Below are 17,672 nucleotides of genomic sequence, written 5' to 3'. Positions count from 1 at the left end.
CATGCAGACCGTCCAGCCCCGTTCCCTGCCGCTGCGTCTGCCGCGGGTGCGTCCCGGTGGTGTCCTGCCGATCCTCGCGATCCTCGCGGTGCTGTTGGTGCTCGTCGGCATCCGGCAGCCCGACTTCCTGGCCCCGCAGTCGCTGATGTCCTTCCTCGGTCGTTCGGCGCCGATCATCCTGCTCGCCGCCGGCCAGTACTTCGTGATCGTGTCCGGCGAGTTCGACCTCTCGGTCGGTTCCCTGGTCACCGCTCAGGTGGTGGTCGCCGCCCGGCTGATCGACAGCGACCCGGCGCGTACCTGGCCGGTGGTGCTGCTCCTGCTCGCCTTCGGCGCACTGGTCGGGCTGGTCAACGGCCTGATCACCACGCGGCTGCGGGTGCCGTCGTTCATCACCACGCTCGGCATGTTCCTGATCCTCGTCGGCGCTGTCTACCTGTGGTCCGACGGCGCCCCGAAGGGTGGGCTCTCCGAGGAGTTCCGGCGGTTCGGCCGGCGGGCCTTCGAGGACGTGCCGGTGCTGGGCCGCGTGCCGTACGCGCTGCTGGTCCTCGTGGTCCTGGCGGTGGCGGCCGTGCTGCTGATGCGCTCCGACTTCGGCCGGACGCTTGTCGCCGTCGGCGACAACCCGCGCACCGCCGAGCTCAGCGGTGTACGCGTGTGGCGTACCCGGACCTTCGCCTTCATCCTCAGCGGGCTCGCGGCGGCGGTGGCGGCCATCCTGCTGGGCGGCTACAGCGGCGTGTCGTTCCAGGCCGGCGCTGGTCTGGAGTTCGGTGCGATCACCGCTGTCGTCCTCGGTGGGGTGGCGCTCGGCGGGGGTCGCGGCGCGGTCGTCGGGGCGATGCTCGGCGCGCTGACCCTCGAGCTGTTGTTCGCCCTCATGAATTTCTACGGCGTCTCCGGCGCCCTCAGGTCGACCGTCCAGGGCGGGATCATCCTGCTCGCCGTGGCGGTCTCGGCAACGCGTTCTTCGTCGAGATAAAGGGGAAACCATAGTGCGACGTTCCATGGCGGCGATTGCCGCCGTAACCCTGCTGTCCCTCGCCGCCTGTGCCACCGACGAGCCAGCCGCGAGCCCGTCGGGAAGTGCATCCGCCGCCACTGGCTCCGGCACCGGGGACCAGTCGAAGTTCTTCGTGCAGGCCGACTACGACGCCGAGCTGGCGCTGCTCGACGCGGCACCGACGGGCCCGGCCGACAAGCCGTGGGAGCAGGTGCTCAACCCGACGATGGTCGACACCGCCAAGTTCAAGAAGAACGGCCCCCACAAGATCTGCTTCTCGAACGCGGCCCTGAACAACCCCTGGCGGCAGGTCGGGTTCAAGACCATGCAGGCCGAGGTCGAGGCGCAGAAGAGCCGCATCAAGGAGTTCGTGCACGTCGACGCCGAGGGCAAGGACCAGAAGCAGATCGCGGACATCAACGATCTGCTCGGCAAGGGCTGCGACGCGCTCATCGTCTCGCCGAACACCACCGCCACGCTCACCCCGGCCATCGAGGCGGCCTGCAAGGCCGGGCTGCCGGTCGTCGTCTTCGACCGTGGCGTCAACACGAAGTGCCCGGTGACGTTCATCAACCCCATCGGCGGTTACGGGTTCGGCCACGTCGGGGCCGAGTTCGTCAGCCAGAAGATGAAGCCCGGCGGCAAGGTCCTCGCCCTGCGGATCCTGCCCGGCGTCGACGTCCTGGAGACCCGCTGGTCGGCGGCGAAGGTGGCGTTCGACAAGGCGAAGGTCGACGTCGTCGGTGTCGAGTTCACCGACGGCGACCCGGCCAAGACCAAGAAGATCGTCGACGACTACATCCAGCGGTACGGCACGATCGACGGGGTCTGGATGGACGCCGGAGCGGTGGCCGTCGCGGCGGTCGAGGCGTTCCAGGACGCGGGCAAGCCGGTTCCGCCGATGAACGGTGAGGACCAGCTCGACTTCCTGAAGATCTGGAAGGACAAGAAGCTCACGGCGATCGCGCCGACCTACCCGACCTACCAGTGGCGTACGCCGATCATCGCGGCGCTGCGGATCCTCGACGGCCAGCAGGTGTCCAACCCGTGGAAGCTGCCGCAACCGACCGTCACCCAGGACAACCTGGACCAGTACCTCGACGCGGGCATGCCGCCGCTGCACTACGCGATGTGCGGCTGCACCGACCTGCCCGGTTACCCCCAGCGCTGGAAGTAGGGTCCGATGTACGCCATCGGCGTCAACCCCTGGGTCTGGGCCTCGCCTGTCGACGACAAGGCCCTGGCCGAGCTGATCCCGCGGATCGCCGCGTTCGGCTTCGACGCGGTCGAGTTGCCGATCGAGCAGCCCGGCGACTGGGACCCGATCCGTACCCGGGACCTGTTGGCGGCGCACGGCCTCGTCGCCGCCGGCGTCTGCGCGGTCACCTCGCCGGGGCGGGAACTGGTCGACGCCGCACCAGCGGTCGTCGAGTCGACGGTGGCGTACCTCATGGGCTGCGTGGCAAGCGCGGCGGCCGTCGGCGCTGGATGCGTCGGCGGTCCCGCGTACGCCTCGGTCGGCCGCACCTGGCGGATGTCGTCGGCGGCTCGCGCGGCCTGCTACGCGGATTTCCGGCGGGCCCTGGCACCGGTTGCCGACCAGGCCGGCGAGTTGGGCGTGAGCATCGGTGTCGAGGCGTTGAACCGCTACGAGACGAGCGTCGTCAACACGATCGAGCAGACGATCGAGTTGATCGACGGGCTACCGCCGAACGTCGGCATCATGATCGATACCTACCACATGAACATCGAGGAGGCCGACCCCTACGCGGCCCTCGCGGTCGCCGGCCGGCACATCAAGCACGTCCAGGTCAGCGGCACCAACCGGGGCGCTCCCGGTGCTGACCACTTCGACTGGCCCCGCTTCTTCACCGTCCTGCGGGACACCGGCTACCAGGGCGCGATCTGCATCGAGTCGTTCACTGCGGAGAACGAGGCCATCGCCACCGCTGCGGCGATCTGGCGCCCGTTGGCCCCCTCGCAGGACCGTCTCGCCACGGACGGCCTGCGCTATCTCCGGGAGATCCTCGGATGACCGCCCCGACCCGCCACCCCCGCGCCGGTCGAGGCCGTTCCACCACCCCCACCCCGAACTCACGTCAGGAGCACCGTCCCGTGTCCTCGTCCCTTTCGGCGCTGCGCCGACTGTTGGCCGGCGCCGCCGCGACAGCGGTGACCGCAGTGGTCGCGGTAACCGCCTCGGCGGCCCCGGCCCTCGCGGCCACCACCACCCTCTACGCTTCGCCCTCCGGCACCGGCACCACGTGTTCCGCCAGCCAACCGTGTTCGCTGAGCGCCGCGCAGACCGCGGTGCGAGGGATCAACAGCGCGATGTCCGGTGACATCGTGGTGGAGTTGGCCAACGGCGCGTACCGGCTCTCGTCGCCGCTGCGGTTCACAGCTGCCGACTCGGGCAACAACGGCTATCAGGTGATCTGGCGGGCGGCCGCAGGCGCCCGTCCGTCGATCACCGGAGCCCGGGCGGTCACCGGCTGGTCGCTCGTCGACTCCGGGAAGAACATCTGGCGGGCCAACGTTCCCGCCGGCCTCGACTCCCGTCAGCTCTACGTCAACGGGGCCGTCGCCACCCGGGCACGCACCGCCGTGAACCGCGCCGACTTCACCTTCACCACGTCCGGCATGCGGTTCAGCAACAGCGCGCTCACCTACCTCAACAACCTCGGCAACCAGAACCGGGTCGAGGTGGAGAGCGTCGGCTCGTTCACCGACCGGTACTCGCCGGTGCAGAGCATCAGCGGCAACTTCCTGACGATGCAGCAGCCGGCGTGGAACAACAACACCTTCGGCTTCGACACGCTGTCCCGTCCCCACCGCGCGGGCCCGTTCTACCTGGCCAACGCGTACGAGTTCCTGGACTCGGCAGGGGAGTGGTATCTCAACCCGAGTAACGGCCAGCTCAACTACATCCCGCTCAGCGGACAGAACATGAGCTCGGTCAGCGTGGAGCTGCCGCAGTTGCAGTCCCTGGTGAACGTCGGCGGCACCTACGACGCGCCCGCGCACCACATCTCGTTCAGCGGGATCACCTTCACCGGCACCAGCTGGCTCGGCCCCAGCAGCAGCAACGGCTTCGCCGACCAGCAGACCGGCGCGCACATCGTCGGCACCTGGGCCCGCCCGTCCGACGCGCTGACCTCCTGCCAGGAGGGTTGTCCGCTGTTCGAGGCCACCCGCCCGAGCTGGGCGCAGATGCCGGCCGCCGTGCAGGTCTCCGCCGCCAACACCATCAGCTTCAGCGACTCCCAGTTCGTCAACCTCGGGCAGACGGCCATCGGCATCGGCAACGACGCCAACGCCCACGCCAGCGGCGTCGGCCTGGGGGCCAACAACATCACCGTCACCCGCTCCGAGATCGCCCGCAACTCCGCCGGCGGCGTCGTGGTCGGCGGCGTGCGCGCCGACGCCCACCACCCCAGCGACCAGCGGATGGTCAACCGTAACGTCACCGTCAGCAACAACAAGGTGCACGATCTCGGTCTGGAGTACCGGGGCGTGGTCTCGATCCTGACGACCTACGTGAACACCTCGCTGGTCTCGCACAACGAGGTCTACAACATGCCGTACACCGGCATGTCGGTCGGCTACGGCTGGGGCGCCAACGACGCCGGCGGCAGCCAGCACTACGCCAACCGTGGCCTGTACAACTACCAGCCGCGGTACGCCACGGCGACCACCGCGGCCAACAACCAGGTCATCGGCAACTACGTGCACGACGTCATGCAGCAGATGACCGACGGCGGGTGCATCTACTCGCTGTCGGCCAACCCGGGCGGGTTGATCGCCGAGAACTACTGCCTGCGCACCAACGGCTGGTTCGGGCTCTACTTCGACGAGGGCTCGCGCTACTACACCGCCCGCAACAACGTGTTCTCCTCCACCGGCACCTGGGCCACCGCCAACTACTACTACGCCGAGAACATGGGCAACTTCACGGTCACCAACAACTGGTCGACCAGCAGTGGCACGAACGTGACGAACGGTGACCGCGGCAACGTCGTCAACGGCAACGTCACGGTCAGCAACGGCAACTGGCCGTCGGGCGCGCAGACCGTGATCAACACGGCCGGCGTGCAGAGCGGTGGCAGCACCAACCCGACGAACGTGCAGATCGTTGGCGCACAGTCGGGCCGCTGCGCCGAGATCGGCAACTCCAGCACGACCAACGGCACGCAGGCCCAGATCTGGGACTGCATCAGCAACGTCGCCAACCAGCGGTGGACCCACACCGCGAGCCGGCAGCTCATGGTGTACGGCACCAAGTGCCTGGACGCCTCCGGCCAGGGCACCGTCAACGGCACGAAGGTGGTGATCTGGGACTGCAACGGTGGTGTCAACCAGCAGTGGAACGTCAACGCCAACGGCACGATCACGGGAGTGCAGTCGGGTCTCTGCCTGGACGCCAACGGTGCCGCGACGGCGAACGGCACGAAGCTGATCCTCTGGGCCTGCTCCGGCGGCACCAACCAGCAATGGCAGCTGCGCAGCTGATCCAGTAGCTGGACACCGACAGGTCCGGGCCGGGGCGAGACGCCTCGGCCCGGACCTGTCCGGTTACGGCGCTTCGACCACCGTCAGCCCGGTCGCGGCCTCGTAGCGGACCGGGATGGGATCGGTGAGTTCCCCGACGAACGTGTCGTCGACGTGGTCGAGGAAGCCGATGAGGGACCAGTCGTCGGCGGGTCCGGGGACCAGCCGGGGCGCGTACAGGTGTGGGTGGGCGAACGGTTGGGCGGACGCGATGTCCCACGGCCCGAGGGTGGTCTCGCCGGTCGCCACCCAGATCCGGTGGTCGTCGCGCCGAGCGCTGCCGGTGGCCTCGGTGGAGAAGAGCAGCAGCGGCTGCCCGTCGAGGACCGCGACCTGGGGCACCTCCAGGTGACCGAAGCCGGCCGGAGTCGACAGCGGCGGGGCGACGGTCCAGGTGACGAGGTCGGTGGAGGTGGCGTGCCCGACGACGCCACGGGTGTTCGCCGGACCGGTGTTGGCGCGGGCGGTGACGAGCATGTGCCAACCCTCGCCGTCGGGGTCGGGGTACACCCACGGGTCACGCCACGCCTGCTCGTACCACAGCTCCTTGTCCAGCAGCTCGTACCAGGTGGGGTCGGCCTGGACGATCGGTTCGGTGCCGTGCCGGTGCCAGGTCATGAGGTCGTCGGAGACGGCCAGTCCGATGCGTTGGACGAGGCCGTCCTCCGCACGGCCGACCCCGGTGTAGAACAGGTACCACCGTCCGTCCGGCCCGCGGACCGTGCAGCCCGTCCAGGTCGCCAGGTCGTCCCAGCTGGGCGCGTCGGCGGGGACCACGGCGTCGGCGACAAGGCGCCACGAGCGCAGGTCCGCCGAGACGGCGTGGCCGATGGTGGCCCGGCGGTGGCGGCGGTGCGGGTCGTGCAGGGCGCGGGACGCGCGCAGGAAGAACACGTGCCAGAGGCCGTTGTCGTCCCGCGCGTACCAGCTGTCCCACACCCAGTGGTCGGGTAGACGAAGCATGGTCGGAAACCTAGCACTAAACCGTTTTAGCCTCGGCCAACGCCAACCCGGCGGCACGGATCGGAGAGCCGGTGGTCAGCCGACCGGAGGCGCGAGGGACCGGCGTCGGCGCAGGGGCATCGGAACGAGCGAGGGTTCGGCGGCGCCCCCGTCCAGGAGCAACTCGACCGCTCGCCGCCCCATCTGCTCGTGCGGTAGCGCCGTGGTGGCCAGGCTCGGACGCAACCAGGCGGCGATCGGGTCGTCGTCGAACGAGATGACCGAGATGTCCTCGGGGACGGTCAGCCCCGCCTCGCCGAGCGCCTGGTAGGCGCCAAAGGCCAACCGGTCGTTCATGCAGATGATCGCGCTGGGTCGCTTCGGCTTGCTCAGCAGGCTGCGCATGGCGGCGTACCCGTGCTCGGGCAACCACTCGGTGCAGAAACACTCGGCCAGGAGGCCGACCTTTGCCTCGTCCAGCGTCTGCCGGATGCCGTGCAGGCGGGCGCTGGCGGCGAGCGAGACCTCCGGGTCGTCCTCCTTGAGTCGGTTGCGACCGATGAGCGCTATCGCGTCGCGGTGGCCAAGCTCCAGCAGGGCGGTGGCGACGGAGCGGCCGGCCCCCTCGTCGTCGGGGACCACGCTGGGCAGGCCGTCGGGGCTGGTGGCGTTGAGCAGCACCACCGGCCCGCCGAGGATGGCCGCGGGCACCGTCAGACGTCGGGTCGCCATCGCCGCGTAGATCACCCCGTCGACCTGCCGATCCAGGACGGCCTCGATGGCGTACTGCTCGAAGGTGGCGTCGCCCTGCGTCTCGGTGATGAGCAGGACGTGGTCCCGTTCGCGGGCCGCGTCGAGGGCGCCGCGGATGAGGTCGCCGGCGAACCGGGTGGTGGCCACGATGTCGGAGACGAACGCGATGGTGGCCGTCTTGCGGGTGCGCAGGCTGCGCGCGGCGAGGTTGGGCCGGTAGCCGAGCTCCTCGGCGGCCGCGAACACCCGCTGGTGCGCCTCGGCCGAGAGCCGGGTGCCCTCCCTGCCGTTGAGCACCATCGACGCGGCGGTCTTGGACAGCCCGGCTCTCTGCGCGACGTCGGCGAGTGTTGCTCTGTTGCGGCCCATCAGTCCTCCGAATCAGGCACGGTGCCACAGGCACCGCTCCCGCCCATCATGATGCGTCGCCGCCCGGGATCGAGCGCCGGTCACGTCGGCGTGGTGTGAACCCGACGTTTCCGCACCGTTGCCAAGTTGTCCTTGACAGCTCCCCGTGCCGCGCGCATGCTCTGCTAAATCAGTTTAGCGACCACTTCTGGTGCATCCAGAGGCGCCTTCGGTGGCCGTGCCGGGTTCTTTTCTGCTGACGGTACGGGTGCTGCGCCCGGGCGGCAGGTCACGGCGTACGTGTCGTGGCGGCCACCCGGTCGCGCTGGTCCCGGTGGAGCCGTCGCGCGGCCATGGGTCGCGGGACGCGTGGTGATGTCAAGGAGTCATGAAATGGCAGAATTGCTGACAAAGTTTCCGCGACGGAGAACGGTGCTCCTCGCGTCGCTGCTGGCGGTCGGGATGACCGCGACGGCCTGCAGCGCGCCGGGCAAGGACCGGTCGTCGACCCAGAAGTCCGATGCCGCCGTCAAGACGGAGTTGGGCGCCGACCCGATCACCCTGGACATGTACGCGGAGACCGGCTTCCCGTTGGCCAAGGCGTTGGCCGACGAGTTCTCCAAGCAGCACTCGAACGTCAAGTTCAACATCCGCGAGGACCAGTTCACTGTCATCGTGGAGAACGCGCCCCGGGTGATGGCCTCGGACAACTCGCCCGACATCATCCGGCTCCCCACCATGGTCGACCTGGTCAAGGACGACCTGCTCAAGAACCTCGACCCGTACTTCACCGCGTACGGCTGGGACAAGTTCCCCGCCTCGCAGCTCATGCAGCTGCGCGTCGGCGAGAACACCCGGGGCACCGGCTCGCTGTACGGGATGGGGCTCGGCTACAGCGTCACCGGCGTCTTCTACAACAAGAAGCTGGCCAGCCAGATCGGCATGACCCAGCCGCCGGCCACCATCGCCGAGTTCGAGGAGCTGCTGGCCAAGGCGAAGACCGGCGGGGTCCAACCGATCATGCAGTTCAACAAGAACACCGCGGGCATCAACTTCCCGCACCAGGCGCTACAGAACCAGTTCGGCGACCCGACCCAGGTCGCCGACTGGATCTTCCAGAAGCCGGGGGCCACGTTCGACACCCCGGCCGCCCTGAAGGCCACCCAGACCATCCAGAAGTGGGCCCAGGCCGGCTACTTCACCAAGGACGCCAACGCCCTGGACTACGCGGGCATGGTGGGGGAGTTCCAGAAGGGCAACGGCCTGTTCATGTTCAACGGCGACTGGGAGTCGGCCAACCTCGACAAGTCGATGCCCGGCAACGTGGGCTTCTTCCTCTTCCCCACCGAGTCTCCCGGTGGAAAGCACGTGGCGATGTCCGCCCCCAACACCTTCGGCGTCTCCGCCAAGGCCAAGAACCCGGACGCCGCCGCGTACTTCCTGAACTGGGTGCACACCAACGCCAAGGCCCGCGAGATCTCGGTGACCGTCGGCGGCTCCAGCCCCGGCGGCCCGAGTGACCTGCCGGTGCCGAGTGCCGCCCCGAACACCGTGCTGGCCGAGACCCTGAAGGCGTCGCAGCAGCTCGGCGCGGAGAACGGCGCCGTGGACTTCACAGCGAACGCGACCGGCGGCATCTTCGCCGCCGCGATCACGCCGGAGATGCAGAAGCTGATCGCCGGTCAGCAGACGCCCGAGGGGTACGTGAAGGCGGTCCAGGCCGAGTATCAGAAGGAACTGTCCCGATGACGTCTGCCCTCGGCAGCGCACCAACCGGGCGCGACGATCGTCGCGCCCGCCCCACCCCGACGCGGGCCCACCGATTCCGGTGGGCCCGCGCGGCCGGGACCGGCTGGTTGTACGTCCTGCCCGCCCTGGTGATGTACGCGGTGTTCGTCCTGCGCCCGCTCGTCCTGACGCTCCAGTACTCGCTCTACGACTGGAACGGCATCGGGGTGGCCCGCTGGGTGGGCCTGGACAACTACCTCACCGTCTTCACCGACAGCGACCTGCTGAAAATCATCGGCAACGCGATGGTCCTGATCGTCTTCTTCAGCTTCATCCCCGTCGCGCTGGGGCTGTTGGTGGCGAGCATGGTTCGCCGGATCACCACCGGCGCGTTCGGCACCGTCGTCCGGACCATCCTGTTCCTGCCGCAGGTCATCCCCCTGGTGGCGGCGGGCATCGCGTGGAGCTGGCTGCTCTCGTCGAACGGTCTGGTCAACCAGGCGCTGCGCGCGGTCGGGCTGGGCGGCGTCGCCCGCGCCTGGCTCGGCGACTTCGACACGGCGCTGCCAGCCGTCGGCGTCATCGGGGCCTGGGTGCTGCTCGGCCTCTGCACGATTCTGCTGGTCACCGGCATGAGCAAGATCGATCCGGCGCTGTACGAGGCCGCCCGCCTCGACGGTGCCGGTCCGGTCCGCGAGTTCCTCGCGGTCACCCTGCCCAGCCTGCGCCAGGAGATCGGCGTCTGCCTCACCGTGACGATCATCGCGGCCCTGGCCAGCTTCGACATCGTCTACATCTCCACCAGCGGCGGCCCCGGCCTCCAGACCACGGTGCCGGGCCTGGAGATCTACCGGCTGGCCTTCTCGCAGCGGCAGGTCGGGCTCGCCTCGGCGCTCGCCGTCGTACTCATGCTGCTCGTGCTGGCGTGCGTGCTGCCGATCCAGCGCCTGAGCCGAGGGGACAAGCAGTGAACCTGAGCCGACGCGAACAGTTGACCGGCCGGGTCTTCCTGATCGCCCTGATCGTCGTCACACTGCTGCCGTTCGTGAGCATGCTCTCGGCGGCGTTGCAGCCCCGGGGCACAGTGCCCAGCGGCCTCGAGTGGCCGTCCGACCCGCAGTGGGGCAACTTCGCCGACGCCTTCACCGCCGCGAACATGGGCGCCCTGCTCCGCTCCAGCCTGCTCATCGTGGCCGGTGTCGTACCGGTGTCGGTGCTCATCGCGACCATGGCCGGCTTCGGGCTCGGTCAGCTGCGGGTGCCCGGTGGCCGATTCGTCTTCGGTCTCTTCCTGCTGGGTCTGACCCTGCCGTTCGAGGCAGTGGTAACGCCGCTCTACTACCAGATGCAGGACCTCGGCCTGCTCAACACCCGGTGGGCCATCATCCTGCCGCTGATCGGGCTGTACATGCCGTTCGCGGTGTTCTGGATGCGGGCACACTTCACCAACGTGCCGGTCGAGTTGTCCGAGGCGGCCCGGGTGGACGGCAGCAGCACGTGGCAGTTGTTCTGGCGGGTCCAGGTACCGCTGGCCCGCCCGGCGATCGCCTCGCTGACGATCCTGATGTTCCTCTGGACGTGGAACCAGTTCCTGCTCGCCATCGTCCTCGTGGACGACGCCACCAAACGCACCATGGCTGGTGCGCTCGGAGCGTTCCAGGGCCAGTGGGGCACCGACCTGGTGCTGCTGTGTGCCGGGTCGCTGCTGATCCTCACCCCGACCCTCATCGTGTTCCTGATCTTCCAGCGACAGTTCATCAAGGCCCTGATCCAAGGGTCAGTGAAGGGGTAGGCAGTGGTCACACAGCCGCAGATCCACGGCGACGTCGACGATCGCTTCGGGCGCGTCGCCGACGTCTTCCGCGACAACTTCAGCTCCCGGGGAGAGGTCGGCGCCGCGGTCACCGTCTACGTGCGCGGCAGCAAGGTCGTCGACCTGTACGGCGGGGTGGCCGACACCCGTACCGGGCGGCAGTGGGACGCGCACACGCCGGTCGTCGTCTTCTCCTGCACCAAGGGGATCCTGGCGATCTGCGCCTACCTGCTGGCCCAACAGGGCCGGCTCGACCTCGACGCTCCCGTGACGCGCTACTGGCCGGAGTTCGGACAGCACGGCAAGGCGGACATCCCGGTGCGCTGGCTGTTCACGCACCAGGCCGGTCTGCCCGCCGTGGACCGACCGCTGACCCTCGACGAGGTGCTGGCGTGGGATCCGGTCATCAAGGCGATCGAGGCGCAGGCCCCGCTGTGGGAGCCGGGCACGGCGCACGGCTACCACTCGATGACCTATGGCTGGCTGGTCGGAGAGGTGATCCACCGCATCACCGGCCAACTACCGGGCGCGTTCTTCGCCGACACCGTGGCGGGCCCGCTCGGCCTGCACACCTGGCTGGGGCTCCCGGCCGCCGAGAGCGACACCGTCGCCTGGGGCCTGGCCCCGCCCCCGGACGCCGACCCGTTCGTGGACCCGGTCGCCGAGCGGGGCATCACCATGGGGGGCGCGTTCGCCTTCCCCGCCGACGTCGACGGCCTGGTCAGCTTCAACGACGACGCCATCCGGGCCGCCGGTGTTCCCGGCGCGGGCGCGGTGAGCACCGCCGAGGGCCTCGCGCGTCTCTACGCCGCCTGCGTCTCGGAAATCCACAACGGACCGTTGCTCACTGCGGCGTCGGTGGACGACGCGGTAGTGGTCCGTTCGCGTGGTCAGCAGCGGCACGGGCCTCCGGACACCGGGCAGCGCTGGGGCACCGGTTTCCTGCTGCACTCGCCACCGGCCCGGCCCCTGCTGGGTGAGCGCAGCTTCGGCCACGACGGCGCGGGCGGGAACCTGGCCTTCGCCGACGCCGAGCATCAGGTGGGCTTCGGCTACGTGGTCAACCAGATGCGGGGAATGGGCGACGAGCGCGCCAATCTGCTCACCGCCGCCGTCCGCGCCTGCCTGAACGACTGAGGCGACCGGGCCCACTGCGGCTCCGGTGATCATGGAGTTGTCGCCATCAATCACGGCGTGTCGGCGTAACAACTTCATGATCACCGGAGTTCGACCTGGGAGCTGTCCGTCCACTGTGGTTGGTCAACGGTGTTACGGGGATAGTTCGGGCGCGTTTCATCGATAGTCTTGACAGGGGTTGTTAGCGATAACACGATGGCCTTCACGCCGCTCTCGCGTTTGGAGCTCGCCTTGGTCGTGTCGGTCCGCTCGCGTGTCCTGAAGATCGCCCGCGCATCCGCTGTGAACAGCCTGAACGCCGCCGCTCGGCACGCCACCACCACGTTGACCCGACTGGCGTCCACAGTGCGCCCGGATCGTCTCCGTTCACTGTGTGCGCTCGCATCGGCGGCCGTTCTCGTCGGTGCGGGCCTGGTGGCCACCCCCGCCGCCGCGCACGCCGCCGACGGGTGGTCGCCCCGATCGTCGTACACCTCGACCGACACCGGCGCCGGCACCTACTCGGTGCCGCTGCTCAACGCCGACGTGCCGGACATCAGCGTCGAACGGGTGCCGGCCGCCGAGAACGACGAGGGCCGCGACCTCTACTACATGATCAGCACGACGATGCACCTGAGCCCGGGCGCGCCGATCATGAAGTCGTACGACCTCGTCAACTGGGAGATCGTCAACTACGTCTTCGACCGGGCGAGCATCGGCGACTCCTTCTCACTGCGCAACGGCCAGAACTCGTACGGCCAGGGCCAGTGGGCGTCGTCGCTGCGCTACCACGACGGCACGTTCTACGCCGTCTTCAACACCAACAACCTCAGCGGGGCGTACCTCTACCGCACCGACGACATCGAGAACGGCCCATGGCAGCGCACCGCCCTCGGCCGTGGTCTGCACGACCCGTCGCTCTTCTTCGACGTCGACGGCACGCCGTACATCTTCTACGGCTCCGGCGGCACCAGCGCCGTACGCCTCAACGCCGACCTGACCGCCATCGCGCAGGACTTCCCGAACATCTTCACCGCCAACAACTACGCCGGTCAGCCGTTCATCGGCGGTCTGTTCGAGGGCGCGCAGGTCTACCACATCGACGGCTGGTACTACGCCGTCATCATCACCTGGCCGTCCGGGCAGGGACGCCAGGTGGTGATGTTCCGGTCGAAGGACCTGCTCGGGCGCTACACCTCGGCCGGCGGGGTCAACACCTACGAGGCGCGCGGGGTGCTCAACTCCAACGGCTTCGCGCAGGGCAGCCTGGTGCCGATCAGCCGCGCGGGCGGCGGAACCGACTGGCACGGCATGTTCTTCCGGGACACGTTCCCGATCGGCCGGATCCCGGCGCTCATCCCCGCCACCTGGCAGAACGGATGGCCGACCTTCGGCACCAACGGGGTCGTGCCGGTCAACGGCCTGTTCGACAAGCCGATCCGACTCAGCCCGGCCGAGGAGCTGTTCGAGCGGCAGAAGAGCATCGTCGCCTCGGACGACTTCGCCAACGACGCGCCGCACAGGGCGTACCAGGACGAGCAGTGGACTGTCCCCGCGCCGCTCGACCCGGCGGAGATCGCTCCCAACGGCTCACGGCTGGACCTGGCCTGGGAGTGGAACCACGCCCCGGACAACCGGTACTGGTCACTCACCGACCGCGACGGCTGGCTGCGGTTGACGGCCGGCACGGTGGTCACCGGCCAGTACGTCTACACGAAGCTGTCCAACCGGGCCGAGCTGGCGTGGTTCGAGGAGGCACGCAACACGCTCTCGCAGCGGACGTTCGGGCCACGACAGTCGGTCCAGACCCGGATGGACGTCTCCGGGATGAAGAACGGCGACGTCGCGGGCCTGGCCGCCTACAACCGCGGATTCTCGTACGTGGCGGTCAAGCGCGTCGGTGACGTCAACACCCTCGGCGTCGTGAACCGGTCGCAGCCGTTCGCTGTCGACCTCGACCAGTCCACGCTGGAGAACTTCGTCGCCGGCACGACGGTGTCGCTGGGCGACGCGACCGAGGTGCACGTGAAGGCGGACCTCGACTTCTCCTCGCCGGTCGGCCAACTGTGGACGACGTTCTACTACAGCCTGGACGGGGTCCAGTGGACCCGGCTCGGCAACCGCGTGGGCCCGCAGGCGCTCGACGGCAGCCTCGCCCACTTCATGGGTCACCGGGTGGGCCTGTTCACCTACGCGACCCAGGAGACCGGCGGCCACGTCGACTTCGACGACTACCTGCTCAGCGACGTGCTGACCGCCCAGGCCCGGCCACTGGACACCACAGCCCTCGACGCGGCCATCGCCCACGCGCAGACGCTCGATCCGCGCCACTACCCGGCTGAGGCCTGGGCCGCGACGCAGTCCGCGCTCGCGGCGGCGACCGCGGCACGGGCCGGTCAGTTCGGCACCCAGAACCAGATCGACGCACCGGAGCGGGCGCTCAGCTACCAACTGGCCCGCCTCGGGGTGCTGGCGGCGCTGCCCGTGACGGCCACCGCCCAGGCGCGCTGCCTGAGCGGGAAGACGTACCTGGCGGTGCAGGCGCGAAACGACTCGGACGAGCCGGTCGACATCACCGTCGAGACCCCGTACGGGAACCGGTCGTTCGCCGCCGTCGCGCCGGGCGCGAACGTCTACCAGTCGTTCAACACCCGTGCGTCGTCGGTGCCGGCCGGCTCGGCGACGGTCCGGGCCACCGGGGCGGTCGCCGGCCGGGACGTGACCACCGTCCACGCCGCCCAGCACCCCGCCAACTCCTGCGGCGGATAACCCCCACCACGAGCTCTCGGCCCACCGACCAGCACCACCGGCGACCGGCCGTGCGGCGCGGAACAGCCGACCTGTCCCGCGCCGCCGGCCACTGTCGTACCGGCGGCGGCAGTCGACCCCTGATGTCCGGACCACCCACGGAAGCGCACCCACCGATCCCCCGTACACCGATGACCGCACGTCAGAGATGAAGGAGGATGTCTCGTGGAACAACGAATGCGACGGGCGACCCGAGGACGGGTCGCAGCGCTCGCGACGGTCGGCCTGATGCTGGCCACGGGGTTCGTCGCCCCGGCGTCGCCGGTCCAGGCCGCCGACACGAACCTCGTCGTCAACGGCGGGTTCGAGGACGGCCTGACCAGCTGGTTCGTCAACAACGGAAACGCCTCCGACGGCGCCCAACTGTCGGCCACGTCGGACGCCCACTCCGGCGCGAGCGCGGCGCTCGTCACCAGCCGGACGACCACCGGGTCCGGCCCGATGCAGGACCTCAGCGGCAAGGTGCAGGCCGGTCAGGCCTACACCCTGACGGCTCGCATCAAGTACGAGAACGAGAGCGGACCGGCGACGAAGCAGTTCTTCGCCACCATGCACTACGGCGGTGGCACCTACACCAACCTCGTCAGCGTGACGGCGACGAAGGGCCAGTGGGCACAGTTCAACGGCACGTTCACGATCCCGACGACGCAGAGCGTGTCGACGGCGCGCCTGTTCTTCGAGACCCCCTGGACGAGCACACCGTCCACCGACCCGGCTCTGCACCTGATGGACTTCAAGCTCGACGACGTGTCGGTGATCGGCGCCGCGCCGCCCGCGCCCGCGTCGAAGACCATCGAGGTCGTCGGCAAGCTGCCCGGGGAGCACAACCCGTTGATCGGGCACAAGTTCGGGGCTGACGGTTTCGGCCTCGTGCACGACGGCCGGGTCTACATGTACATGACAAACGACACCCAGGGCTACGCCCCGAACCCGACCACCGGCGTCTCGCCGGGGATCAACTACGGCGACATCAACCAGATCACGGTGATCTCCTCGGAGGACCTCGTGAACTGGACGGACCACGGTGAGATCCAGGTCGCCGGCCCGAACGGGGTGGCCCCGTTCACCGCCAACTCGTGGGCTCCGGGCATCACCAAGAAGGTGGTGAACGGAGTGGAGAAGTTCTTCCTCTACTACGCCAACGGCGGTGGCTCCAGCAACGTGATCACGGGTGCGTCGCCGCTCGGCCCGTGGACCAGCGAGCGCACGAGCACGCTGATCGACGGCCGTACCCCCGGCGCCGAGGCCGTCGCGTGGAAGTTCGACCCGGCCCCGTTCGTCGACGACGACGGCCAGCCCTACCTCTACTTCGGTGGTGGTCCCGCGTCGACGAGCATGCCGCCGGCCGAGCGCTTCAACAACCCGAAGAACATCCGGTCGATCGAACTCGGCGACGACATGGTCTCGACCGAGGGAACGGCCGCGGTGGTCGACGCCCCGGTCGCCTTCGAGGCGGGCCACGTCTTCAAGCGCCAGGGCAAGTACTACTTCTCGTACTCCTCGCACTTCGGCGGGAACGACTTCGGTGGCAGCCAGCAGCCGCTCCCCGGTTACCCAGGGGGTGGCCAGATCGGCTACATGATCTCCGACGGGCCGATGTCGTGGCCGAAGGAGACCTACGCCGGGGTGCTCTTCCCGAACCAGTCGCAGTTCTTCGGGGCCGGCACCGGTGGCAACAACCACCAGTCGGTGTTCGAGTTCGGGGGCAAGTACTACTTCACCTACCACGCCCCGACGCTGAACAAGCGCATCAACGGCAACACCACCCAGGGGTACCGCAGCCCGCACATCCAGGAACTGACCTTCAACCCGGACGGCACCATCCAGCAGGTCGTCGGCACCTACGCCGGCGTGGACCAGGTCCGCGACTTCGACCCGTACCGCGTCTTCGAGGCCGAGACCTTCGGCTGGAGCAAGGGCGTCGCGACCACGACGGTCGACGGCAGCTCCGTCCAGTTCGGGGGCGCGGCACCCAACCTCGTGGTCCGCGACATCGACAACGGGGACTGGACGGCGCTGTCCTCGGTCAACTTCGGTGACGACGGCGCGCAGAGCCTGACGGCGCGGGTGCGTGCGCTCGCCGCCGGCGGGCAGATCCAGGTCCGGTTGGACGACGTCAACGGTCCCGTCGTCGGCACCGCCACTGTGAACAGCCCGGTCGGACAGTGGGCCGAGGTGACCGCCGAGCTCGACGGCGTCAGCGGCGTGCACGACGTCTACTTCACCTACACCGGCCCGGCCGACGTCGACCTCTTCGAAATCGACAACTGGGCCTTCGCGGCGGCCTCCGTCGACCTGCCCGTCACGCTCACCGCGTCCGCGCGGTGCGTGGGCGGCAAGGCGTACGTGGCGGTGCAGGCGCGCAACGACCACGACGCGCCGGTGGGCATCACCCTCGAGACGCCGTACGGCGAACGGTCGTTCACGGCAGTCGCACCCGCCGCGAGCGCCTACCAGTCCTTCAACACCCGTGTCGTGTCGGTGCCGGCGGGTTCGGCGACGGTCCGGGTGACCGGGGCGATCGGCGGACACGACGTGACGACGGTCCGCACCGTGCAACACCCCGCCGGCACCTGCGGCGGATAACCCCCATGGCGGAGAACGGAGATC

General features: G+C 69.0%; 12 protein-coding genes. 10 read left to right on the top strand and 2 right to left on the bottom strand.

Annotated features, from left to right (window positions below; all coding sequences use genetic code 11):
* The first annotated feature begins 1 nt into the window (after position 1).
* The 4 genes from OG598_RS17600 to OG598_RS17585 all read left to right on the top strand — a co-directional run bounded on the left by OG598_RS17600 (position 2) and on the right by OG598_RS17585 (position 5,515).
* The gene (locus OG598_RS17600) at positions 2-985 is read left to right on the top strand and encodes an ABC transporter permease (protein ID WP_091401048.1); all 984 of its coding nucleotides are present in this window, start codon (positions 2-4) and stop codon (positions 983-985) included.
* Positions 986-998: 13 nt separating this feature from the next.
* Positions 999-2,183 carry a substrate-binding domain-containing protein gene (locus tag OG598_RS17595; protein ID WP_328650190.1) on the top strand — a complete coding sequence of 395 codons (1,185 nt, stop codon included), beginning with the start codon at positions 999-1,001 and terminating at the stop codon, positions 2,181-2,183.
* A gap of 6 nt (positions 2,184-2,189) precedes the next feature.
* Entirely contained in the window at positions 2,190-3,041 is an 852-nt protein-coding gene (locus OG598_RS17590) for a sugar phosphate isomerase/epimerase family protein (RefSeq protein WP_328650189.1), read from the top strand.
* Positions 3,042-3,121: 80 nt separating this feature from the next.
* Positions 3,122-5,515: an RICIN domain-containing protein gene (locus OG598_RS17585; RefSeq protein ID WP_328650188.1), complete on the top strand. Its 2,394-nt coding sequence runs from the start codon at positions 3,122-3,124 to the stop codon at positions 5,513-5,515.
* A 63-nt stretch (positions 5,516-5,578) separates the two neighbouring features.
* On the opposite strand, the gene OG598_RS17580 is transcribed toward OG598_RS17585, so the two are convergent.
* Positions 5,579-6,574, bottom strand: a complete 996-nt coding sequence (locus tag OG598_RS17580; protein ID WP_328650187.1) for a family 43 glycosylhydrolase — start codon at positions 6,572-6,574, stop codon at positions 5,579-5,581.
* Between the two features lie 18 nt (positions 6,575-6,592).
* On the bottom strand, positions 6,593-7,618 hold the full coding sequence (locus OG598_RS17575; protein WP_328650186.1) for a LacI family DNA-binding transcriptional regulator: 1,026 nt from the start codon (positions 7,616-7,618) through the stop codon (positions 6,593-6,595).
* A gap of 372 nt (positions 7,619-7,990) precedes the next feature.
* Between OG598_RS17575 and OG598_RS17570 the strand changes: the two genes are divergently transcribed.
* The 6 genes from OG598_RS17570 (at position 7,991) to OG598_RS17545 (ending at position 17,648) form a co-directional block, all read left to right on the top strand.
* On the top strand, positions 7,991-9,346 hold the full coding sequence (locus OG598_RS17570; RefSeq protein ID WP_328650185.1) for an ABC transporter substrate-binding protein: 1,356 nt from the start codon (positions 7,991-7,993) through the stop codon (positions 9,344-9,346).
* The gene (locus tag OG598_RS17565) at positions 9,343-10,296 is read left to right on the top strand and encodes a carbohydrate ABC transporter permease (protein ID WP_328650184.1); all 954 of its coding nucleotides are present in this window, start codon (positions 9,343-9,345) and stop codon (positions 10,294-10,296) included. The genes OG598_RS17570 and OG598_RS17565 overlap by 4 nt, the downstream gene beginning before the upstream one ends.
* On the top strand, positions 10,293-11,117 hold the full coding sequence (locus OG598_RS17560) for a carbohydrate ABC transporter permease (RefSeq protein WP_112677133.1): 825 nt from the start codon (positions 10,293-10,295) through the stop codon (positions 11,115-11,117). Before OG598_RS17565 ends, OG598_RS17560 begins: the two co-directional genes overlap by 4 nt.
* A 3-nt stretch (positions 11,118-11,120) precedes the next feature.
* Complete coding sequence (locus OG598_RS17555) at positions 11,121-12,275, top strand: serine hydrolase domain-containing protein (RefSeq protein ID WP_328650183.1); 1,155 nt, start codon at positions 11,121-11,123, stop codon at positions 12,273-12,275.
* Between the two features lie 282 nt (positions 12,276-12,557).
* Positions 12,558-15,023, top strand: coding sequence for a glycoside hydrolase family 43 protein (locus OG598_RS17550; protein WP_328650182.1), 2,466 nt, complete (start codon positions 12,558-12,560; stop codon positions 15,021-15,023).
* Between the two features lie 204 nt (positions 15,024-15,227).
* Positions 15,228-17,648: a family 43 glycosylhydrolase gene (locus OG598_RS17545; protein WP_328650181.1), complete on the top strand. Its 2,421-nt coding sequence runs from the start codon at positions 15,228-15,230 to the stop codon at positions 17,646-17,648.
* Positions 17,649-17,672: the final 24 nt, after the last annotated feature.

This window comes from Micromonospora sp. NBC_00330 (assembly GCF_036136635.1).
Classification (GTDB): Bacteria; Actinomycetota; Actinomycetes; order Mycobacteriales; family Micromonosporaceae; genus Micromonospora; species Micromonospora salmantinae.
Note: the sequence above shows the minus strand (reverse complement) of the source record. Positions and strands in the feature narration are given on the sequence as shown.

Excerpts from the sequence above, each read along its gene's own strand:
- OG598_RS17600 (WP_091401048.1), top strand. The coding sequence starts at position 2 with ATGCAGACCGTCCAGCCCCGTTCCCTGCCGCTGCGTCTGCCGCGGGTG.
- OG598_RS17565 (WP_328650184.1), top strand. The coding sequence starts at position 9,343 with ATGACGTCTGCCCTCGGCAGCGCACCAACCGGGCGCGACGATCGTCGC.
- OG598_RS17570 (WP_328650185.1), top strand. The coding sequence starts at position 7,991 with ATGGCAGAATTGCTGACAAAGTTTCCGCGACGGAGAACGGTGCTCCTC.
- OG598_RS17590 (WP_328650189.1), top strand. The coding sequence starts at position 2,190 with ATGTACGCCATCGGCGTCAACCCCTGGGTCTGGGCCTCGCCTGTCGAC.
- OG598_RS17575 (WP_328650186.1), bottom strand. The coding sequence starts at position 7,618 with ATGGGCCGCAACAGAGCAACACTCGCCGACGTCGCGCAGAGAGCCGGG.